Annotated in this window: 13 protein-coding genes; 5 read left to right on the top strand and 8 right to left on the bottom strand. The window is 63.0% G+C overall.

Annotated features, from left to right (window positions below; translation table 11 throughout):
• Positions 1 to 255 precede the first annotated feature (255 nt).
• Entirely contained in the window at positions 256 to 1,056 is an 801-nt protein-coding gene (locus AC07UH_RS20875; protein ID WP_495182100.1) for a hypothetical protein, read from the top strand.
• An 839-nt stretch (positions 1,057 to 1,895) separates the two neighbouring features.
• Here the strand turns inward: AC07UH_RS20875 and AC07UH_RS20870 are convergent.
• The 7 genes from AC07UH_RS20870 to AC07UH_RS20840 form a co-directional block, all read right to left on the bottom strand.
• Positions 1,896 to 5,363 carry an ATP-binding protein gene (locus tag AC07UH_RS20870; RefSeq protein WP_495182099.1) on the bottom strand — a complete coding sequence of 1,156 codons (3,468 nt, stop codon included), beginning with the start codon at positions 5,361 to 5,363 and terminating at the stop codon, positions 1,896 to 1,898.
• Positions 5,363 to 6,616: a metallophosphoesterase family protein gene (locus AC07UH_RS20865; protein ID WP_495182098.1), complete on the bottom strand. Its 1,254-nt coding sequence runs from the start codon at positions 6,614 to 6,616 to the stop codon at positions 5,363 to 5,365. Before AC07UH_RS20865 ends, AC07UH_RS20870 begins: the two co-directional genes overlap by 1 nt.
• 304 nt (positions 6,617 to 6,920) lie before the next feature.
• The gene (locus AC07UH_RS20860) at positions 6,921 to 7,622 is read right to left on the bottom strand and encodes an IS6 family transposase (RefSeq protein ID WP_495182101.1); all 702 of its coding nucleotides are present in this window, start codon (positions 7,620 to 7,622) and stop codon (positions 6,921 to 6,923) included.
• 2,114 nt (positions 7,623 to 9,736) lie between these two features.
• The gene (locus AC07UH_RS20855; RefSeq protein WP_495182096.1) at positions 9,737 to 10,417 is read right to left on the bottom strand and encodes an NnrU family protein; all 681 of its coding nucleotides are present in this window, start codon (positions 10,415 to 10,417) and stop codon (positions 9,737 to 9,739) included.
• Between the two features lie 207 nt (positions 10,418 to 10,624).
• Positions 10,625 to 11,683: a serine hydrolase domain-containing protein gene (locus tag AC07UH_RS20850; protein WP_495182095.1), complete on the bottom strand. Its 1,059-nt coding sequence runs from the start codon at positions 11,681 to 11,683 to the stop codon at positions 10,625 to 10,627.
• A 303-nt stretch (positions 11,684 to 11,986) separates the two neighbouring features.
• Positions 11,987 to 15,427, bottom strand: coding sequence for an acyl-[ACP]--phospholipid O-acyltransferase (locus tag AC07UH_RS20845; RefSeq protein WP_495182094.1), 3,441 nt, complete (start codon positions 15,425 to 15,427; stop codon positions 11,987 to 11,989).
• 41 nt (positions 15,428 to 15,468) lie between these two features.
• Positions 15,469 to 18,273, bottom strand: a complete 2,805-nt coding sequence (locus tag AC07UH_RS20840; protein WP_495182093.1) for a DUF2339 domain-containing protein — start codon at positions 18,271 to 18,273, stop codon at positions 15,469 to 15,471.
• 78 nt (positions 18,274 to 18,351) lie between these two features.
• Between AC07UH_RS20840 and AC07UH_RS20835 the strand changes: the two genes are divergently transcribed.
• The 4 genes from AC07UH_RS20835 (at position 18,352) to AC07UH_RS20820 (ending at position 21,713) form a co-directional block, all read left to right on the top strand.
• Positions 18,352 to 18,978, top strand: coding sequence for a TetR/AcrR family transcriptional regulator (locus tag AC07UH_RS20835; protein WP_495182092.1), 627 nt, complete (start codon positions 18,352 to 18,354; stop codon positions 18,976 to 18,978).
• A 249-nt stretch (positions 18,979 to 19,227) separates the two neighbouring features.
• Complete coding sequence (locus tag AC07UH_RS20830; RefSeq protein ID WP_495182091.1) at positions 19,228 to 19,500, top strand: PadR family transcriptional regulator; 273 nt, start codon at positions 19,228 to 19,230, stop codon at positions 19,498 to 19,500.
• The gene (locus AC07UH_RS20825; protein WP_495182090.1) at positions 19,497 to 20,150 is read left to right on the top strand and encodes a hypothetical protein; all 654 of its coding nucleotides are present in this window, start codon (positions 19,497 to 19,499) and stop codon (positions 20,148 to 20,150) included. The genes AC07UH_RS20830 and AC07UH_RS20825 overlap by 4 nt, the downstream gene beginning before the upstream one ends.
• Positions 20,151 to 20,177: 27 nt before the next feature.
• Positions 20,178 to 21,713 (top strand): alpha/beta hydrolase family protein, encoded by a 1,536-nt coding sequence (locus AC07UH_RS20820; RefSeq protein WP_495182089.1) that lies wholly within the window; start codon positions 20,178 to 20,180, stop codon positions 21,711 to 21,713.
• Positions 21,714 to 21,885: 172 nt separating this feature from the next.
• On the opposite strand, the gene AC07UH_RS20815 is transcribed toward AC07UH_RS20820, so the two are convergent.
• The coding region (locus AC07UH_RS20815; protein WP_495182088.1) for a DUF4279 domain-containing protein at positions 21,886 to 22,418 on the bottom strand (533 nt) is incomplete at its 5' end.

Below are 22,418 nucleotides of genomic sequence, written 5' to 3'. Positions count from 1 at the left end.
TGCCGCCAACTTCCTCTCAGGCGTGGCGCTCGCAACAGCTCTCGCGTTCTGGCTGTGAATGAGTCTGAGCCCTAGCTTGCCACCCCGGCCATCTACTGACGAATGTCGTGACCTGGGAGAAAAACCGCCGTTCCGCTTCGAAGGGCCGGTCAACAGCCTCTAGGTGACGAGAACGGAACTTTGGAGGGATGCAGTCGGCTTCTGCATGAAAGCTGCAAACCAGCCTTTTATCCTAATCGGCGAAGGAGATGCACGATGGTCGGCTTATTGGTAGTGATGATGCTAGCTGGCGGTTCACAGGTGCTAACGTCTTACAATAATAAGGTGCTCGAACGGGAGGGAGTGACGGCGGAACTGGTGCTAGATCCGGATATCCCGCAGCCCGAAGCGCTCGCCAATGCGCTGATCGAAGCCGAAGGGCTGACACCCTGGAACGCCGAACAGCCGACCACACAATCACGGTCGGCATCGCCCCTGGCTTACCGCGCTCGATACAGCGGCAGCGGAGCCGGGATTATCGTCTACTATCATAGGGATCATAGCGGTGTCGGTCAGCCCGTATGTCGAATTCGACGCCGCCAGGGTGGCATGTCGACCGCCTTCGACCTAGCGCGTAGATGGTGCGCGACGTCCTTGGGGGTCGCCGTTGATGATCACATCCCCGCACCGATTGTAACGACGGGCGACGGGATCGATCAGCTGATCCGCAGACTGGACCTTACTTCATTTCCGAACTCTACCGGACCTCGACGAGCTTCCGGCAAGCGGACGCCTGAAGATTATGGATTCATCGAAACCGATCGAGGTAAAAGTGGCGTGGCGATGACCAGTCGCGACGGTGGCTGGCTGATGAGCTTCACCGTGCTGGCTACATCCGTCAAAGGCGTTGATGTATGCTTTCGTGATCAGGCGCTCCAGCAGCGAGCTGATCGTATCCGACCAAGCTACGATGCAGTGTCTTCGCTCAGGCTCACGAGAGGCGCCGATGGCTACTGGAGCGCGCTTGCCTCTCCAATCAACTATCCATCGTGCCGCCGTCCCGGCGAGCAACGGTAATTCGTGTGTCCTGAACGTCCGCTATGGGCGAGAGCGGCCGCCCGACCCGCCCGCCTACACGACCCAGTTGCGGACGTTCGACGTGGCTTATACGTCGCTCAACATCGGCCATTCGTTCACGGTCGAACGAGATTATACATGGGTCGAAGGTGGAGAAACGGCGCGGGTTCGGAAGTCGAACACGATGCAGATTCTATGATTGTCGCTCGCGCAAAACTCAGCCATTAAGGTGACAGGGCGCACCAGCGTCGAACAGTTCGGAAGTGAGGGTCGGAAAAAAGCGACGCGCAGCCATCGTCGCGTGGTCAGTCGCCATCGGGATCACCATCGTAAGCACGGTGAACATTACCGTTCACTTGCCACCAATGGAGGTTCACATGAGTGCACACGTCGATTTGAAGGTGCAAGGTGAAGCAGGCGGGAACGTGGTCCATGGTGGGGCTGATCCACGCAAGCGATGGGGCGCAACGCAACTGATCTAAGCGACCGAGGTACCGCCAAGCGGAGGGTTCGAATCCCTCCGGCCACACCAATCTTCGAGAGCCCGTTTCGGCGGGCTCTCATTTCTATCTAAAGCGCGAACCTCTACGTCAGGTCAGCCGGCCTAACGAAACGACTCACAAGCGGACACTCCCACGCCCTCAACCGATTTCCGACTTCAGACATTCGTTCACGTCGATACTTTCGCCCGGCGACTGCCCGTATCGTCTCATGGAACGGCGCAGATCGGATTGGAGTGGCCGGTCAACATTCAGTGCTTCAAAGCCGCCAATTAATAGCGGGCAGCGACATCCAACTAGATCTGGCTATCACCCTCCCGACCGTTCAAGGGGTTCCGCTTACGCTGCAATCGCGCCGACTGGTTCAATTGTATGGAGGCGAAAGCCATCTGATCCCACCGCGTTACGCGCGACGTCTATGAGATGAGCATGATGGCTAAACACGATTACCTGGCTATGCGCAGCTGCTGCGGCGAGCACCCGGAAGAGTGCGCCTGCCCGACCATCATCGGCGGTTATCAGCAGGTCGTCGCAGATGATCGGCAAGGATCTCGCGCCTACGCGTCCTTCGATCGAACCCAACCGCAGGGCAAGGTATAGCTGGTCACGCGTTCCCTCGCTGAGCGCCTCGACGCCGACCTCAACGCCATCCGAGCGTTGCGCGAAGATGATCGGCCGGTCGTTATCGCCATAGCCGACAGTCAGGCCGGTAAAGGCACCGCTCGTCACTTCCGCAAACAGTACGCCTGCCCGCGAGATCAGCGGCGCCTGATTGGTCGTCCGATGTCGATCGAGCATCCAGCGAAGCAGCGCGGCCGCGCTCGCAGCCTGGATATGCTCCTCCGCTGCCTGAGCCAGTGACGCAGTCGTCTCGAAGACGGTCTGTTGTGCATCCGCCGCGGCGCTCTCGCTAGCTGCACGGCCAGCCTCTTCATCCGCGGCGTTCAGCGTTCGACCAACGATTTCCCGCTCGGCCGCCACTTCGCGACGCCGATCGTCGATACGTGCTCGTGCGCTTGCCGCGTCCTCAACAGACAAACTCGCAATCTCGATGGCCAGCGTATCCAGCCCGGCGCCGTTGTCGGTGCCGGCTAGCTCGTCGAGCGCTTCGCGTTCCGCCGCTCGAAGGAGGCTTTGCCGAGACAGGCTGGTGATGATCCCGTCCAGCTCGCCTTCGTCCGTCGTGGCAGCGGCTTGCATCAGCGCGGCTATTGCAGCGGCAATGCCTTCGAGCCGACGCTCTGCGTGAGCAAGTTCGCCTGCGATGCGCGCGCGATCAGCTTCAAGCCCCGCCAGCGCGTCACGAGCCCGGATTGCCGCGCGCAACGAAGCCCCAAGCTGGCGCACATGCTCGACCGGATCGGCAGAGCCGGTGACCTGCAGCGCCGTCAGTACAGCCCTCAGTTCGGTGTTAAAAGCCGACCGGTCCCGCTCGATAGCTTCGATCTGCCGCACGATCGCCTCTCGTGCTCCGGTCTCCTCGCCGACATGGGCGATAGCTTCGAGGGCGTCGGCGAGCACCGTGTCGCTGGCATCGGCGGGAAGCGCTGCCTCCCTGACTAGATCTGCCTGTGCCTGATCGAGCGTGACACGTGCGTGCGCCAGATCGGAAATCTCCGCTGCAAGTCCATATTCTGCACGTTCGATCGCGGCCAAGTCAGCCAGCAGCCGATCGCGAGTGGCCGCAGCTGTCGTCAGCACAGTGGCGTGAGCGCCAGCGAGTTCGACGAGTTTCGTATCGCTAGCTGTTACCAAAGGCCCTTTCGCCTCTGACAGCGCGATTGCGATCATGCTTCGTGCTTCCTCGAACTGGCTGGACATTCCCCTTAGCGCCAGCTCTGCAGACACCGCGTCGCGATCGGCTTCCAGTGCTGAGGCTCGTTTGGTGAGCCATCCGGACAGGTCTGCCGGTGCGATGGTCCGCTCAAATCCAAGCGTGCGCAATTGCTCCGCCCAGCTTTGCTCAACCAGATTGAGTGCCGCCCGGTGTCGTTCCTCTCGCTGGCGCGCCGCGGCTACCAGCGCGTTCGCTTCATCAAGGGCGACGGTGGTCAGGACATATTCTGCAACGCGGGTTGCTTCGGCGTCGCGTCGATCGGCCAGTTGATCGGCCTCTTTGACCGAAAGGCCAAGCGCATCGCCGATCCCGACATCTTCGCCGCCATGCGGTGCCACCAGTCGCTCGCGAACCTGCGCAACGAGTATGTCGCGCTGCTGCCGTGCGGCTGCAATAACGTCAGGTGTGGGAAGCGACCCGCCTGCAGTCAGGCCCTTAAGCCTTGCCTCGGCTCGGATGGCGTTGGTCTGGGCAGTCTCACCTTCCCTGCATGCAGCGGCTGCGTCATTCCTTGCCGTCTCCGCATTACCTCGCACCGCGGCGGCTTCCGCCTCGCTGGGTACGGCAAGCGTCCGCAGACTAATTGTTGCCCCCTGCCATGGGGTAAGATTAGACAAGCGTTCCTTCGCGAGCGTCCGCTTCCGCTCGGCTTCCATCGTCGCCTCTGCCAGCCGGGGTTCCGCGTCGGCCGGAAAGAACTGCAGCGCTGCGATCAGGTTCGCGGGATCAATGGTCTCGCCCACCGTCGCAAGATCGCGCTCGATCGCGGCCCGATCACGGACAAGCTTGACCCGCTCTTTCTCAACCGTGGCCTCCCTCGTCCTCAACTCTCGAACGGCATCGAGATGTGTGGACGCTCGCCTGCGCCACCCGGCGGAAGGAAGCGGCTGTTCGGGTGCGATCCGCGCTTCAGCAAGCGCGGCAGCCAGCTTTGTATCGATACGGTCCAGCTCGGCGCGCCGTCGCGCCAGATCGCCGACTCCCTTGGCGATGACCGGCCGTTGCTCTTCGAGCGCTTCAATCCGTTCCTGTTCGGAGAGGATCATGCCGGGGCGTTCCACGCCTGCGATCGCTTCTTCGACGCGCGCCAGATCACCCTTCGCCTGAGACGCAAGCTCGGAGGCTGCACGCCTGTCCGCGCGAAGAGTCGCCAGCTGCGCTGCGACGTCCTGCGGTAGAGTTGGCAGACCTTCAAGCTCGGCCAGTTCGGCGCGTGCGGTGCTGAGGCGCGCAAAAGGAGCACGGGCTCTTCCCACCCGATCCAGGCGCGCCTGCTCACGATCGAGAGCTTCAGCCTCGTCGATCAGTGCTGCGCGGCGTGCCTCGGCATCGGCGCGGCGCTGTCGCGTGCCCGTCCAGTCAGCATCGCTGATCAAGGTCTGCCGTACTTGGGCGAGCGCCTCCGATCGCTCCCGCATCAACCGGTTCACTGGTGGGTTCTGCCCGCCTGGCTTGAACAACGCTGATGCCACATCGGTAAGTCGGGCGAGCTCGCTGCCAATATGCGATACGCCGGTGCCCGCCTCTAATGTGATCCGAGCGGCATCATCGCGACCGCCGAGGATACTGTTTCCACCCTCGCGCAGTTTGGTATGGTCCAGCCCGAACATACGTTCGAACCCGGCACGATCGATGCCGCTGAGCAGCGGTGCCAGTGGATCGCCCTTGAAGGGCATGCCGTCTGCGGCGAGTAAGGTATCGCGATTGCCCTTGCGCCGAGTGACGTCGAGCAACTCATCGTCGTTCTCGATCAGTGCCCGCAGACGAAGCTGACCATATTCATACCGCCAGTTCTGCCGGCTTTGCCCGGGTATCCCGAACAGGAAGTCGCTAATCGCCTGCAGCGCGGTCGACTTACCCGCCTCGTTCGGGCCGACGACGAGATGCAGGTCAGGACCGCTGCTGCCGAAGTCGAAGACGCGGTCGGCAAAGCCGCCGTAGCGAACCAATTCCAGTCGGCGAAACCGCATCAGTGAGTGCCCTCCCCGAGCCGAGCTTCGACAAGCGCCTTAGCAGCGCGAACCAGTGCTGCACCGTCGCGGCCGCGTGCCGACGCGAGCAGTGGCGCCGTATCTGGGTCGCCGATGTCTGCCGGCAGCTTTGCCGTCAGCGGTGCGATCGCGTTTTCGATCGCACGGAGGCAGTCCGGATCGTCGAGCGCCTGGGTCAGCATCTCCAGCAATTCGGGCGGCAGGCCCGTGGGGAGCGCCGCGCCGTTGGCGATGATCTTCACCCGCTCGATCCACAGCGCGTCGGAGACCCCGGCTGCATGGCCGCGAACCTCCGCCTCGAACCATGCGGGATCGGCGCGGAGGCGCTGCGCAAGTGGGCCATCGACCGTGATTGATACCCGCGCAGCCAGGGGCCGGCCGTCAGCACCCAGAACGGCTGGACGCAGCTGCGCTTGGATCGCAGCGAGTGCCTCCATGGGGTCTCTTGCGCCAACCGCGTCGACCCGGGTATGCGCCCAACGGACTTCGTCAGTTGCGCGGTGATCGACGTGCACGATGGCGCCTTCCTCGACGCGGACGACCACCGCACCCTTGGCGCCGGTCTCCCGAATGTGGCGCCCTTGTGTGTTGCCGGCGAAGACGACGTGTGGGTGTTCAGACCGGACCGAATGATCATGAATATGACCCAGTGCCCAGTAATCGTGACCGGCTGCCTGTAGCTCGCCCAGGCTGCATGGCGCGTAGTTGGCATGCCCTTCATGCCCGTCCAGCGCGGTGTGGAGTAGCGCGATGTTGAGCATGCCCGGCACTGGCGGGCAGTAGGTCGACGCGATGTTTTCGGTCGTTGCCGCTTCCTTGTAGCTGCGGCCATGAACGACGACTCCGAGATCGTCGAATGATACGCTCTCGCACTTCGCGCTCTTCAGCTTGTAGATGCCATCCGGCGCCGTCAGGTGGCGGGTGACCCGGCTCTCAGCATCGTGATTGCCGAAGGCGATCACGGAGCGAATTCCGGCTCTTGCGAGGCGCGCCAGCTGGGCAATGGCGAACTGGCCGGTCGACTGGTCCTTCCAGGCACCATCATACAGATCGCCGGCGATCACAACGAAGGCAGCACCTTCCTCGATTGCGAGATCGACGACGTTGGAGAAGGCCTTGCGGGTCGCGCCACGCACCAGGCGCGAGAACGCCTCGTCACTTCGCGAAAGGCCGTGCAACGGACTGTCGAGATGTATGTCCGCCGCGTGGATGAACGTAAGGTTTCCAGCCATAGATCAGGGTCTACCACCTCGCGCCGTCGACGGGAAAGCATGTTGCAGCAATCCAGAAATCGTCATGCAGCGCCCCTCTCACTCGTTCCGGAACCTAGCGATAGCTTTTAAGGCCTGCTTCTCGACGGCGCTCGCTGCGCATGTCGGCGAATGACCAGCCTCAGATGCGTTCATTCACGCTTCCTTACCCACCGTCCAAATCCGATCATCCATTCACGTGAGCAAACTATATCCAAGTAACGGAGCTGTCAGTTTAATGCGGACGCGTCTCGGCAGGTTGAAGCTGGTCTTTTGAGAGCCAGGTTCAGCTGACAAGCGCCTGCCACTCCGCCAGTGCGGCGGAGCGTCGTTCGCGGTAGGTCTGTCGGTCGGTCAGGTGGCGTTCGAGGCTAAAGTGGTTGTGGACGTTGGCGTGGACAGAGGCGAACTTCTGCAGCGTCTTCATCTGCCTGAACCGCAGCATTGCCCGCTCTCGTCGTCGGAATGGTAGGTGACTATTTTCAATCCTGTTATTCGCCCAGCAACCCACCTCCTGACGGTCACGGCAGCCTAGCTCATCCATTGCAGCACCGTAGCTGCGCAGGCCATCAGTCGTGATAGTATCGGGGGAGCCATGGCGCTTCAGCGCCTTCTTCATGAAGGCCAAGGCTGCGCCCTTGTCACGTGTCCTGGTGACGTAGCTCTCCAGTACTTCACCCTCATGATCCACCGCCCGCCACAAATAGACCATCTCGCCGTTCAGCTTCACGTACATCTCGTCGAGGTGCCAACGCCAATGACGGAAACCTCGCATTCGGCTGACGCGCTGACGGCGGATGTCACCGGCGAACAGCGGACCGAACCTGTTCCACCACAGCCGCACCGTCTCATGGCAGATGTCGATGCCGCGTTCGAAGAGCAGATCCTCGACGTTTCGCAGCGACAGCGGAAAGCGGACGTACATCAGAACCACTAGCCGGATGACCTCCGGTGAGGAGTTGAAGCGGCGAAATGGACTGGGCGGCAACGCCCTCGATTTCCGGCTCATCCGTGACCGTTATCAGCCCCCTGCCCCGCTTGCCACGTTGGTTTGACGGAGCCGTATTTTGGGACCGGCCGGGTTTGGTGGGACCAACCTGTCCGCTCTGAAATTTGCGTGCCCAAGAAAAAATGACAGTCGCAGTTGGTGTCGAACCGGCGTTCGGAGTATCGGTCGCATCTCTCGGGAGGCTGCCTCATGTTCCCCATACTGTTGCTCGCCGCGACGAGCCGATGCGCCTCACTCCTGCTATGCCCTACCGACACCGAGCTGATCGACGCGCTACTGGCCCACGATACCGCTGTGATGAAGGCCATTGCTGATGAGGCTCTCCGGAAAGGGGAGATCGTCTTGTTTCATATGCCACAGGGGGTTTGGCGGATCCAGGACGTGAGTTGCGGCGAACGCGAGCCTAGCGAGCTGCCAACGACAACCTGCGAATTCACAGCTCGTTACACGGGCACGGACGTTCCACAGGTCGCTCGACTGAGACAGCAGAACGGCAACTGGCGTATTGTCGAGACACATTCGGTTGTACGCAATTAACGTTAATCTCGTAGTCGGCTTTCCGGCGCTTTCTGCCGTTCCATGCCTTCCCACCAAGGATCATGAATGGGAAACTCGTTTTTGCCATCTAGCGCCGATTCATTGCGCCCACTGCGGCAAACTTTCTCTTCGAAAGCGGAATTTTTCAATGACATCACCGGTATAAAGGCATTGACTGGACCAATGGTTCTTGACCCCACTGGATATATACATCTTGCCAGTCGAGCAGACGTGCCGTCTACATTCGGGCAGAGGCGTCAGCGATATACTTATTATATTCCTGCCGTCTCTTGCGATAAGCCTGCACTGTCGTAACTCATACCCCGGACGTGCCGGATAGGCCTTGATACGCTTCCCTTCGTATACACACACTGCACGTCCAGCGCCTCTGTCTAACACACCTGTCTCATCACATATCTTTCGGCACGCTTCCAAGTCCGTGCTTTTGTCTCGCGTGATGTTCAACCCTCCAAAGTCGGCATCAAGGCGACAGCGATCCCACTCTGATTTTTCCACACTAGGGTACGGCTTCGGCCTAATATCGAAGCTTGATTTGTGTAGGATCCATTGACGTTGCACGCTCTCAACCGACACTGCGAGCGCATCCGCTACTCGATCAATAACAAAGCCCGAGTACGCTTGCGATTCACGCTTAGTGCGGCAGTGCGAGACCGGCGTGCCAGATGCAAGACCGGACACCCGTGCATGGCGACCAACTATGACTACCTGCCGTACATTCGCCATTTTGGCGTTGGAGAATCGCCAATTTATAGGGCTAGTTGAAGATGCAAGTATCACGATGGGTGCAGCTTGCGTATGAAGCCGAACTTTAACTGTCGCTCCATAATTTGATCGATTTACTTGAACAACGTGAAGGGTGCTTGCTTCTAAGCTTTCATGCGATAAGCGACAAAAGGCAGATGCTGTTATATTTCCGTTAGATGTACCGTGCGAAGGTGAAGGAAAATGTTCTCCGATGCTAGGCTGCGATATTGCCAAGCAGCTAAAGAGCGCTATCACACGTGCAGCCGCCCTTAGCATACTCAGCCTCCCGATTAATACTGGCACAACGGTTCATTCCTAGGCGAATGGCCTTAATAAGACGCCAAGAATTTTCTGATTGGGTACGGCAATCAAGACGGCCCGCTGCCTCGCAAGGGCACGGCGATCGAGAGGGCCGAGGCATTCCCGAAAACGAACGTCATATGGGACAGAGGCCGCGGCGATCGTACCCACAGGCATGCGGGGCACCCGCTTTCCCAAAATCTGTTCCCGAATGCACTTTCCCAAAACGGCTAGGTGGAGTCGGAGAATTGGGAAAACCGCGAGCTTTCCAAAGCGGCAAGTTTCGGGAAAGGTAAGCGGGAAAGCGACAGGCACTGGGAACGGCCGATGGGCCATGCGGCGGTCAGCCGCTTCGCGGCGGAGGAGACCCACAACCGGCCGTTCAGCGGTAAATTGACGGGTCCCGCTTTCGGACTCTCGTTCATCGCTCAGCGATATTAGTGCCAGCGGGGGCGGCGGGACTACCATCCGACACTTCCCGATCGACAAACTCAATAGATCCAGCGCCAGATGCCGGCCGGCCATCCGGCGAGTGGGATGTGTGCCCATGTCGCCAGGAGCCATGTGACAAGGCCGCCACCTAAGGCATGTCCGCCGAAGCCGCCCAATTTAGTACGTCCGGCAGCGATGGCGGCGAACGGCAGATAGCTTGTCCGAGCCTGCCATGCTGGCCACCCTTCCGGATCCAGTGTGGCCTTCTTGCGATCCTGCAAAGCCGCCCCGACCAAAGCCAGTACGATCATCGATCCCGACAGGATGACGTTCTTGGCGATCGGATAGATCAGGATATGCGACGTGCCCCAGATCGCGAACGCCCACATCATCGGGTGGCGGGTGACGCTATATACGCCCCGTGCCTCGGCCGTGGCGGCATTCGCAGCGGCGCCGGCGAGCGCGGGATTGCGGACGAGCGACCCTAGCAGCAGGATCGAGGCGACGAGCATCAGGGCGGTCGAGACCGCCCACAGGCCAGCGCCGACGTTCCACCAAGGCGGGGTAATCGCAGCGGCGCGATACGCCCAGATCGTCGCGCCGAGCGTGCCGAACGCCACGACGGAATAGACGCCCAGGATTGCCTTCTCGCCGATCGCGGCGATCAGGGGCGGGCGCAACGGGTGCGACAGTAGGAAATGGGTACCGACGAATATCGCGGCAGCCGCAAGAACGGTCATGGTTCCTGTCACCATCTCATCTCCCTCGTATCGATCCTATTATCATTCACCGCGACGCCTGTGGGGGTGACGATCATGCGCGTGAACTGTTGCTCAGGCACGATGCGTCGTTTGGGTGCCGCAATGCCTGTTGCGTTGCAAAGCATCACAAAATGACTTGGTCACGGTCAGGCGTTTCCCGTCTTATCGGGAGGGAGGCGATTTATTTTAGGCAGTAGCAATAGTTTCGGCCCAGTCCCCGATCTGGGATTGCGACATATCGGTCGTGTTGAAGATCACGATGGTTTCGCTCCGACTCAGGCGGTGCGCGATCAGGGCTCGATACCCCTCGACCTTGCCTGTCTCCCACGCCCATGGCTCGTTACCGATGGTGTGGACACGGCCGCCGAGGGCATATTCCTGATCCGGCCAGTGAAGGCTTGTGAGTTCCAGCCGCGATCCCGCGCTCAGAAGGGCGGTATGAAAAATGCCGTGCGCGGCGCGGACGGCATCCCGCACCGTGCTGGCCGTATTCCCGCTGCCCGCCAGGAACGCGGGGACAGCCGTCATCTTGCGGACTGGCGGGACGACGCTGCCGTACGCGGCCGCTAATCCCGGCATCGGAAGTTGCCCCATTTGGGCATAACCGGTCTCGGTCATGTGCAGCGGTTGAAGGACCATCTGCCCAACCAGCTCGGCTAGCGGTTTGCCGGTGATCCGCTCCAGCACCGCCGCGACGATCACCCAGTTGAGGGGGGTGTAATCCCATCCCGCACCAGGGGTGAACTTCAAGTCGCCCCTCCCGTATTTTGCCAATATCGCTGCCGGCGTCTCCGTTAAGTTGAGCAGCGATCGATCGGCCTTGATCGCCGGAACCAGAAGGTCGGTGATCCCGCTCGTGTTGGACAGCAGATGCTTGATCAGCACACGGTCGCCCGTGTCATGGCGAAAGTCCGGCAGGTAGGTTCCGATCGGCGCATCCAGCGATAACATGTTGCGCTCGACCAAGCGGAGGGCAGTCGCGCTGGCCACCCATTTTGATGCGGACCCCCATTTGAACTGCGTGTGCGGAGTGACGGGACGTTTGTCCTCCACATCGGCCAGGCCCACGCAGCGGATGTGCTCGATCTTGCCCTGTCGTCCGTAGGCAAGCGCGCCATTAAAATCCGGAGGTAGACTTATTGCTTCGATGGCCTGACGCTTGGTTGAATGTGCGACCTTGGCGGATGCTGCGGTCGCCACGCCCAAAGCAAGGCCGCCAGCGATAAGCTTGCGTTTGTTGATCATTCCCGTCCCCCCATTCTTGATCGGGGCATATGTCCGCTTGGTCATCACGCATAGCTAAAAGGCGTCGGAGAAGCCGCCGGATGAGCCGTATACGCAACGCTCCTGACCCGAAGGGGCGACTTCGTCGATAGTGCGACCAGCGGCGTTAAATTGCCCTTCCTGCCCATGCCGTGGTGACCCACAATCGGTCACTCGAGCACCACCTCCAACTCACCTACCTCTGCCGCTCATTCGTGTGAGCGGACTGGCCCGCTCGCGGACCATCGCGGGTGGAACACCATTCGGTACCCCGCTAGGCCCCGATCAGACCGTCTCTTCCTCATCAACATTGTCCGTCCGGTCGATGCGTCCGTCAGAAACGGCACACTCGGCCATAGTCACATAGTCGAGCTTGCCAGTGCCCAGCACCGGCAGCGTGTCGACCACGCGGACGTCCTTGGGCGCTGACAGTTCGGCGATGCCGTTGCCGCGTGCCCATTGCTGCAGCGCGCCGGCCGTTGCACCTGCCTGTGTCGTGAACAGCACTAATTGCTCGCCCTTGCGCGCGTCGGGCCGCGTCACGACGGCATGTTCGGCGCCGGGCCACAGCTGCGCCGCATAGCCCTCGACGGCGGGCAGCGACACCATCTCGCCACCGATCTTGGCGAAGCGCTTGGCGCGGCCCTTGATGGTCACAAAGCCGGCATCGTCGATCTTTACGATGTCGCCGCTGTCGTGCCACCCGCCCTCCGGTGGTTGCAGCACGCCGGGCGCATCGGCCTTCAGATAGCCCGCCATGATGTTCGGCCCGCGGATTGACAGGCGGCCGCCCTCCTCAATCCCCGGCACCGGCTCCACCTTCGCCTCGACGCCGGGCAGCAAGCGACCAACGCTTCCCGCCCTGAAGTGCATTGGCGTATTCACCGCGATGACCGGCGCCGCCTCGGTCGCGCCATAGCCTTCGAGGATGCGCAGGCCGAACTTCTCGGCATAGATCCGCCGCGTCTCGTCGCGCACGCGCTCGGCGCCGGCGAAGATGTAGCGGAGCGAATAGAAGTCGTAGCCGTGCGCCATGCGCGCATAGCCCGACAGGAAGGTGTCGGTGCCGAATAGAATCGTCGCATTGGCGTCATAGGCCAGTGCTGGCACGATGCGGTAGTGCAGCGGGCTCGGGTAAAGTAGCGTCTTCACCCCCGACAGGATCGGCAACAGTGTGCCGCCGGTCAGCCCGAAGCTGTGGAACACCGGCAACGCGTTTAGCACGACATCGGCCGAGTTAAAGTCAATCCGCGCCGAAAGCTGGAGGCAGTTAGACATTAGATTGCGGTGCGTCAGCACGACGCCCTTGGGCAGCCCTTCCGATCCGCTGGTGAACAGGATCACCGCCGGCGCGTCAGGCGACACATCATGCCGGCGATGCAGCCGCTCCGCCCAGCGCGTCGCCACGAGCGCGCGCAGCTTCGCGACAGTACCGATTGCCGCGCCGACATCCTCAAGATACACGACGCGGAGGCCGGTCGCCTCGAGCCCGGCAAGCACCTCGCTTAGCTTCGCCTGCTCGACGAAGGCACGCGCGGTAATGATCGTTCGCACCTTCGCCGCGACGCATGCCGCTTTGAGGTTGGCGAGTCCGGCTGTGTAGTTCAGCATCGCCGGCACTCGCCCGATGCCCTGGAGCGCGAAGAAGCTCGCCACGACCGCATTGACGTTAGGCAGCATCAGCCCGATCGCCTCGCCCGGCCGCGTCAGCGCCGCGAGCGGACGGCTCAGCGCGATGCTGCCGGTCAGCAGCCGCGCGTAGCTCATCGGTTCGCGCTTCACGTCCTCGACCACCGGCCGCTTGGCACCGTGCACGTTCTTCGCATCGATCAGCGCCTGATAGAGCGTGCGATCGGTGTCCGACGTTGCGAAGATCATGTCGCTCATCACGTCGTAGAGCTTAGCGCCGGCCGCGGCCCGGCGTTGCCGCGCCGTCTCGCCCTCTACCGCGAAGCGCTGAGGTGGCAGGATGGTGAGGTCGATCTTAGGGAAGGTACGCAGCCGCACTTTGCCCCTCAGCCGTGAAAAGGGCGTGAACTGCGCGCCCGCGATCCGCACCGGCACGATCGGCGCGTCGGCCTTGTCGGCCACCATGCCGGGACCGTCGAAGACCTTCATCAGCGCGCCGGTCACCGTGATCCGGCCTTCGGGGAAGATCACCAGCGTCCGCCCTTCGCGTACCGCCTTGACCATCGCCTTCGCAGCCATTGGGTTGGTGGGATCGACCGGAAAGGCGTCGAACATCCCCAGGAACGGCTTCACCCACCATGCCTTCGCGATCGAGGTCGCGACTGCGAAGGTCGGCTTGCCGGGCAGGAAGGCGGCGAGCAGCAGCCCGTCGAGAAACGAGACGTGGTTGACCACCACCACCGCGCGCTCGCCGGGCTGCGGCATGTGCTCCGCGCCATGCACGTCGACGCGATAGAACAGGACGAGCAGCGCTCGAATCAGCGCCTTGAACACCGTTTCCGGCAACAGCCAGCACGATATCAGCGCGATCGCCAGCGTCGCAAAACCCATCGCGCCAATGATGCCGGGCACGCTAGTCCCCGTCGCCAGCAACAGCGTGACGACCATGACCATGATGACGGTGACAAAGGCATTGACGATGTTGTTCGCCGCGATGACGCGCGAGCGCTCCGCGGGATCGGTGTGGACCTGCAGGATGGCGTAGAGCGGCACGATGAACACTCCGCCCGCAAAGGCCAGGCCGACCAAGCCGATCAGAATCGGCCAGCTTCCCGCGCTCGCCACGAACGCAGCGACGTCGGCATCGTGTACGGTCACCCTAAAGCTGCGTGTCGCGACCCACAGCTCGATCAGGAACACCGCCATCCCCAGCGCGGCAATCGGCACATATCGCGCCGACACCTCACCACCGAGCAGCTTGTTGACCACCAGCGATCCCCCCGCCACCGACAGTGAGAAGACGAGCAGGAACAGCGTCACCACGCCTGCCCCTGCCCCCAGCGTCCCGCTGACCAACGGCGCGAACTCCGACAGGAGGATCGCGCCGACTGAGAAGAACCAGCTGATCCCCAAGATCGCCAGCCACACGCCGCGCCCGGCGCGCGCGACCGACAGGATCTGGATCGTGCTGCGCCAGATGTTGCGGTCGACCGTCAGACCGGCTTTGAGCGAAGGTGCTCTCGGGACCGCAAGACTGACGAGGAAGCCGAGCAGCGCAACACCGACCGCGACCAGCCCCGCCTCCCACGCCGGGATCAGCCCGCCCACGAGCTGACCCGCTAGGATCGCGAGGAACGTACCTGCCTCGATCAGCCCCGTGCCGCCCATCAACTCGTGCCGGTCGAGGTGTTGCGGCAGGATCGAATATTTGACTGGCCCGAAGATCGTCGAATGCACGCCCATCAGGAACAGGCAGGCAAGCAGCACCGGCACCGACTCAAACCAGAAACCTCCAAGCGCCAGGACCATGATGCCGACCTCCGCGGCCTTGACCGCGCGCACCAGCACTGCCTTGTCCCATTTGTCGGCGAGCTGGCCCGCCAGCCCCGACAGCAGGAAATAGGGCAGGATGAAGAGGCCGGTTGCGATCGTCGCCAGCAACTCCGCCTTCGCCGGCGCCGCAGCGTAGAGCGTGAAGTTGGCGAGAAACAGCATCCCGAACTTTAGCAGGTTATCGTTGAAAGCGCCGAGGAACTGGACGGCGAAGAGCGGTGCGAACCGACGCTTGCCGAGCAGTGACAGATCTGGTGCGGACATGGTCGTAGCTCCCCTTGATACGAGGCGATAGCGGTGAAGTCTTAACGGAACGCGTCGGGCAGGTAACGGCTGTACAGCCACCCGACGCCGATCAGGCTGAAGCCGAGCGCGGCGAACGAGGCGATCCGGGCCAGCCCGTCTAGCCCTGCGGCATCGAACAGGAACACCTTGACCACCGCGATCACTATCAGCGCCAGGCTGGCGAGGCGCCAGTCGCGCGCGTGCCGGCGAATACCGATGCCAAGGAACGTCCCCGCCAGCACCAGCGCCAGGATCGACCGGGCGATCTGCTCGCCCGCGCCGGTGCCCGTCCAGAGCGGCATCGGCACATGGCTCACCTGACGCAGCAGCGTGAAGGCGGCGACGACGATCAACCCCATCAGCGCGCCGTCGCGCATCCGGCCGATCCCCGGCACGACGCGGGGCGGCGCCCACAGGATCGCCGCCATCACGCCATACGACAGCGTGAGCCACGGGCCGGGCTGCTGGAGCACGATTAGTGGATTAAGGACCAGCCCAGTGAACCACAAGCCATGCGCTAGAGTGGTTGCTCCCAGCACCCTCGCCGCTTCCCGCGCACCGAACCGCCACGCGCCCACTGCGGTTAGCGCTAGCAGCGATTCCCACAGCGCGTCCGCCATCGTCGTGCGCGCGACGAAGCTTGTCTGACTGTCAATCCCGACCGCGTGCTGAAGCGCGATATGCAAGGTGATGGCCAACAGACTACCCCCCACACCGATCGCAACGCGGCGCACCTCGGCCGGCTGCGGCAGGAGTAGAGCCCCGACAAGCAGCGCCGCGCCAGGACACGTCAGCCGTAGTGCCACGTCCAGCATCGCAGGCCAGTCGCCAACCGGCACCATCGTGCCGCCCGCCGCGATCGCCGCCATGCGGGTCCATGCGAGCAGCGGCATCAACGACCAGCTGGCCGCGACGCCTGCCGCCGTAATCGCTGCCGGGAACACCGCGGTACGGCGGGCCATGGCCAACCCCGTCAGAAGAGCCGCCGGGACGAGCGGCATCAGCACGGCTGGCAGCACCTGCACCGCCGCACCATAGCCCAGGATCACCGCCGCGGGCTGGATCACCGCAGCGCGCGCCCCGTACGACCGCATCGCCATGCCCGCCGCGATGCAGGCCGGCACGATCCATGTCACGACGTGGCCGACATCTGCCTCTCCGAACAGCCGGCCGATGCCCCCGCCGATAGCCAGAACCGCCAGCGCCGCCACGCCGAAGCTCCACGCGGCGCGCTCGATCCGCCGGTCCTCCGCCCGATCGGCCAGCATCATCATCCCGGCGCATAGCACCGCCGCCGCCGATGCCCACGCTGCCAAGGGCAACAGCTGCACCGCCGCCAGCGCGGTCAATCCCGCCGCGGTGATCGCCAACGTCGCGAAGCGCGCATCATCGGCGCGGCACGCCACTCGCCATCCGCGCGCCGCCACACCGGCGGCGAGCGCCGCGCCGATCAACGTGACGACGCCCGTGTCGTCGAAGCGCAGCGACGGCAGCACGCCGATCGCGACCGCGACCGCCGCCACCATCGGCGCATCGACCACGCGGGCGTCATCGCGCCAAACCCGCAGCACGGCGGGCACCGCATGGATCGCGACGAGTGCGACGAGCAGCGCCGCCATCTCCCAGGCGTTCGGCACCGGCCACACGCAACCGAGCAGGATAGCCACCCCCAGCGCCAGCGCGGGAAGATCGGCGAACACCGCCTCCCGTCGCGACAACCACAGGATCGCGACTGAGATCAGCGCGAACAAACCCCAGTGCAGCGGCGCGAACCCGCCCAGCGCGACCAGAGCGGCAAGCTGCGCACAGCCCATTACACTCGCCACCACCCGCAGCAGCGCGGCCCGGTCGCCGGTCATCAGCAGCGGCAGCGCGATGGCGAGCGCAAGCGTGTAGAAACCGACTGACAGCGCAGCCGCGAGATCGAGCGCGCCACCAAGGATCAGCATCGCGCCCCAGCCGAACCCGCCGGCCAGCGCCAGCGTGCCCAGCCACCACCAGCGCTGTTGCCGCCCCAACGCGCATAGCCCACCGACGGTCAGGGCGAGATACAGGGTCAGCAGCGGCACATTCGGCTCGCCGATACCCACTAACGCTGGTGCCGCCAGACCGCCGGCCAACCCGAGCAGCGCGCTCGGCGCACCGAACCGCACGGCCAGCGCCCCGGCTAGCGCGGTCAATAGCGCCATCCCGACGAATGCCGTGCCCGGCCCAATCAGGTCGTATAGATGCACCGCCGCCAGCGTCACCGCGTAGAGCGTCGCGATGCCGGCACCCGCCAGCGACTGGCGCACGCGGGGATCGCGCACGACGGCATCACGACGCATCGCCAATTCGGCCCCGCCGATTAGTGCCGCACCGAAGATCAGCCCGAACACCACCCGCACCCATGGCGACAGCAGCCCCGCCTCAATGGAATAGCGAACGATCAGCACGCCCGCGACCGCCAGCGTAAGCCCGCCCGCCCAGATCGGCAGCCGCCGCCCGAACACATCCTCGAAGCGCGACGACGGCGGTGACGCCTCGATATTCATCGGTTCCGCGACGTCTGCCTCTTCCTGAGTCTCGTCGGCCAGCACTGGCGGAGAGACCATGAGTTTGGCGATCGGCTCCGCAGGGCGATAAAGGCCACGATCCACCTCGAAGAACGGCGCGGGGGATGGCTTGGGCGGAACGTAGACGGTCCGCGACGCCTCCACCGCTACCGGCATTGTCGGCAAGTTAGTGCCGGCCTCAAGCGTTTCGACGCGCTCACGCAGCTGCCGCACCTCCTGCCACAACCGCGCCACAGTCCCGCACACGACGATCAAAAGCAGCAATGACATCGCCAAACTCCTCGATTCACTCTGACGATATCAGAAATAATGCACTGCTCAATATAATAATTGTACATTGCTCATTTCGTGCGTTACAGCCATCGAATGGGACGCCGATCCGATCATAGCCGCGCCGAACTCGAGGAATTGATTCTGGCGACCGGATCAACGCTGATCGCCGAAGTGGGACTCGCAGGCTTCTCGGCGCGGGAGGTGGCGCGGCGGATTGGCTATTCGATCGGCACGATCCACAACGTCTTCGGTACCGCGGACCGGCTAGTGGCTGCGATCAATACGCGCAGCTTTGCGGACTGGGCGGCGTCGCTGCGCGAGCGGCTGGCCGCCGTCGGCCCGGACGGCGACCGCATCGCGGCGCTCGTAGATGGCTATTTCGGCTTCGCACGCGAACACCCGTACCTGTGGACGGCGATCTTCGATCACCGCCTGCCCCCCGAAGGCGGATTGACCGAGGCAGACGAGGCCGGCCGGGCCTTGTTGACCCGCATCGTCGTCGAGGAGATCGCGCGCGCAGTTGCCTGCGAAGTCGATGACGATGTCGCGACCTTGTCGCGCTCACTCATCGCGACAGTCCACGGTCACTGCGCCTTTGCGATCAGTGGCGCTTGGGCCCTGATGGGTGAAGCAGCGCCAGAAGCAGCTGCGCTCGAGCGAGTGCGGGAAGCGGTCTCAGCCCGAGCCGCTAGTCTCCCTTGACGACGGCGGCTGAGACCACGTCCGTAACTGTGTCTGCTTTGCTACGACCCACATCCCGACATTCCGGTCGTTCGCTTGGCATCCCGAAAGCGAACGCCCGTTCATTTGACGTCCCTACTAAGCGTAAGCAGGCCTTCCGGCCTTCAGATCGCATTCACCCATGGCAAACGGGAGAGCACTGAGCTTGCCCCCTTAACTCTACATATGTATGGTTTGTCCATGAGTCGCACCCGACGCCCATCTCCGCAGATGATTGCGCTGCTCGCCTCGCTGTTCGAGAAGGCGCCGGGCTGGATCCACGGATATGACCTGATGAAAGACACGGGTCTGAAGTCTGGTACGCTCTACCCATTGCTGATGCGTATGACCGACCAGCGTCTGGTCGAGGCCGAATGGCGCGAACCAACCGGGCCAGGACGCCCGCCGCGTCATGCCTATCGATTGACCGCACAGGGCCTGGCGCTCGCGCGTGAAGCGAAGATGGCAGCCCTGCCCTCCGCTTTGGTGGGAGCGCCGGCATGAGCGCGTTGCTCGCCCGCATAGTGATGGCGATAGCGATGACGAGCCTCGGTCCACATCGTCACAGCTGGAAGCTGGCGATGGAAGCTGAGTTCGACGCGGCAGTTGCGGGAGGCGACGGACTGCCCTTCGCCACCGGTTGCCTGACGACCGCGTGGCGCGAGCTGCCGGCCCACATCGAAGGGCGGCTGACTTTGACGAGCTACACTATCATCGTGGGACTTATCCTGCCCGCGGCGGCGCTGCTGCTAGTCGTCATTCTCGTCGGCTATCCTTTCATCCATCCACCTTACGCCGACGCGATTGGCTCCTTTGCAAGAGCCGAAGCGATCGTGCCCCGGTTAAACGCCGGCAACGCCGGTGCGATACCGTCGCTCGCCTTTGTTCTTATGCTCCGCGTTGGGAGCGACGCCCTGGTTGCCTGGTTCGCGGCGGAGCGGGACTGGACGCGGGCGGCTGCCGCACAGCGCTTCGGTGCGGCGGCAACGGTCACGCTGGCTCTGTTCGCCGGCATGGTCGTGCAAGACGAGACCTGCCTCGTGCTGCCCGCCCTGACATTGGCGGTCGAGGCGGTCGCAGTCGCCTTGCTCCGCCAATTGTATGGCGAGACTGAACCACGCTCCGCGGTCCATCGGAGAGCATCATCCACCTGAACTTCACCTCAATAAGGAGAACCTCTCGTGGTCGTCATCTGCAAACAGCTTGCCTTTATGACGCTGCCGATGGCCGCGGTAGTCTTCCCGGCGCCCTTGCAGGCGCAGTCGGGGCAGATCGTCGAAGTGATCCAGTGGCAGCCTTACGGAGCGCCTGCGGCCTTCGAGCGCGTAGATGGCGTTCCCGGCGGCAACGCGGTTGGGGTCGAACCACGCACTACGGCCGGCGAACCATGGGCCAGCGCTGCGGGGATGGCCGTGCCCGTCACGCTACAAGCGGGAGAACGCATCACGGCGACGTTCTGGGCTCGCAGCGATCGCGCGGTCCGCGTACCCGCAACCATTCAGGGTGGACCACCCGAGCATGCCGGCCTTGCCAGCACTACCATGGATGTCGTCCCGGCATGGCGACAGTTTACCATCACCGGCGTTACGCCCTGTGCTTTGGCGGCAAGCTCGCAGTCGTTGACTGTGCAATTGGGACAAGTACCAACTCGAGTGCAGCTTGGCCCAGCCGCTTTCCTGAAAGGCAAGGTCAGCGCGGCTGCCATGGACCGCGCCTTCGCCAATTTCCGTCCGACACAGATAGCCGAGGACGTTCGGATCCAGTCCGAGCCGCGCGTTACGCTGGCCGGAACGCTGAGGGTCCCGGCCACGGCTGCTGCCTCTTACCCGATCGTCCTGCTGCTGGGCGGCGGTGGATCTTCACCCCGCGGCGTCTTCCCATTGCTCGAACAGCGGCTGCTGGCGAACGGCATCGCGACGCTCAGCTACGACAAGCGCGGCGTCGGGCAGTCCACCGGCACGCTGCTCGACACCAACGAGGTAATGATCAAGGACGCGACCGCAGCGGTCGCCTGGCTGCGTAAGCGGGTCGACCTCGATTCGAAGCGTCTGGCGTTGTTCGGCCTCAGCCAAGGTGGGGTCGTCGGTCCGGCTTTGGCGGCCAGGGACCCTGACATCGCCGCGGTCGTGATGCTCGCGGCACCCGCGGGGGAACAGGGCACGCTTTTCCTGGACGCGATGAATGTGCAACTCGCACAACGCGGCCTACCGAAGGAGGCGGTCGCCCGTATCTTAGCTGCGACCCGTCCCTTCATGGAGGCACATGCGGCGGGCAAACCGGCGGAGCAGCTCGCAACTCTGCGTGCGCAGCTGATCGCCACGATTGTGGCCGTCGGCCGCAGCGCCGAAGAAGCGAACGGGTGGGCGAACATGCTGGCGCACCCGGTTCTGCTCTCGCAATGGCAGACCGCTGCCGCCTCGACGCTGGCAGGCCTGAAGGCGCCGGTGCTCGCGCTCTACGCGGCCGAAGACACAGTGGTGGCGGCGGAGGGAACCATGGACGATGCAGCACACGCCCTTCGCGGCAACCCGGACGCGACCGTGGCCATCATGCCGCGGATGAACCACGGCTTCCAGCGGCTGGAGAAGGGACCGGGGGGCAAGCCGATCCATGCCGGGCCGCCGGTATCTGATCCCGCCACGCTGGAACGCGTAACCGAGTGGCTATCCCGTCATTTGAAACGACCTGAGGATGGTAAGTCGAAGCCGACATCCTGAGCCAAATAGACCCACAATCGGTCATTCAACCTACTCTTCCAGCTCCCCAACTTCGGACGCTTGTTCATCGTCGCGAACGACAAGCTTGCTACCCCGGTCATCCACTGATGGATGTCGTGATCCGGTAGGAAGCGGATCTTCCGGTTTGGGGTCGGACATACGAAACAGCGACCTAATCGGCAGCGAAAATATCAAGCCCCCAACCGACGCCGCAGGCGGCAAGTAGCATCATCTGGTCTGGCTCAAGCCAAACGCCGCATTGCGCGTCAGAGGGCACATACAGGCCGCCATAGATCGATATTTGCTTGGGCCGGATCGATTCCCGAAGCTCGGCGAAACGGTCCTCTCGCCCATTTAGGTTGTCCAAGATGCGGACCAGCGCGTCGTCGTGCTGCTCACCGCCTGCGAGGCGCTGGCTTTCTGCTTCGTGCCACCAACCGTTAAACCTTCGCGGCCTGCCGCTTGGCGACGGCTCACCTATCCGACCGACAGAGGTTGGCTCAAAGCTGATTGTTCTCGTGACTATGGTCGGATCTACATCGAAGCCAGTGATACAGAGTGCGAGCATCGCCGCAGTATGTCTGCTTTCAGGCGTTCCGCAAACCTCGCTGAATGTCCGCGTGTGGGAGATTGTGTTGAAGAAGTCGGCTCGTGGTGCGGAAGTAGGGCGGCGGCTAAGTTGCGCTGAACAGTTCTGACCGGCTC

The sequence above is a fragment of the Sphingomonas sp. GW821-FHT04B01 genome, from assembly GCF_059420425.1.
Note: the sequence above shows the minus strand (reverse complement) of the source record. Positions and strands in the feature narration are given on the sequence as shown.

What these genes read in the sequence shown, in the direction of transcription:
- AC07UH_RS20875 (WP_495182100.1), top strand. Translation starts at nt 256, where the DNA reads ATGGTCGGCTTATTGGTAGTGATGATGCTAGCTGGCGGTTCACAGGTG.
- AC07UH_RS20870 (WP_495182099.1), bottom strand. Translation starts at nt 5,363, where the DNA reads ATGCGGTTTCGCCGACTGGAATTGGTTCGCTACGGCGGCTTTGCCGAC.
- AC07UH_RS20865 (WP_495182098.1), bottom strand. Translation starts at nt 6,616, where the DNA reads ATGGCTGGAAACCTTACGTTCATCCACGCGGCGGACATACATCTCGAC.
- AC07UH_RS20855 (WP_495182096.1), bottom strand. Translation starts at nt 10,417, where the DNA reads ATGACCGTTCTTGCGGCTGCCGCGATATTCGTCGGTACCCATTTCCTA.
- AC07UH_RS20850 (WP_495182095.1), bottom strand. Translation starts at nt 11,683, where the DNA reads ATGATCAACAAACGCAAGCTTATCGCTGGCGGCCTTGCTTTGGGCGTG.
- AC07UH_RS20845 (WP_495182094.1), bottom strand. Translation starts at nt 15,427, where the DNA reads ATGTCCGCACCAGATCTGTCACTGCTCGGCAAGCGTCGGTTCGCACCG.
- AC07UH_RS20840 (WP_495182093.1), bottom strand. Translation starts at nt 18,273, where the DNA reads ATGTCATTGCTGCTTTTGATCGTCGTGTGCGGGACTGTGGCGCGGTTG.
- AC07UH_RS20830 (WP_495182091.1), top strand. Translation starts at nt 19,228, where the DNA reads ATGATTGCGCTGCTCGCCTCGCTGTTCGAGAAGGCGCCGGGCTGGATC.
- AC07UH_RS20825 (WP_495182090.1), top strand. Translation starts at nt 19,497, where the DNA reads ATGAGCGCGTTGCTCGCCCGCATAGTGATGGCGATAGCGATGACGAGC.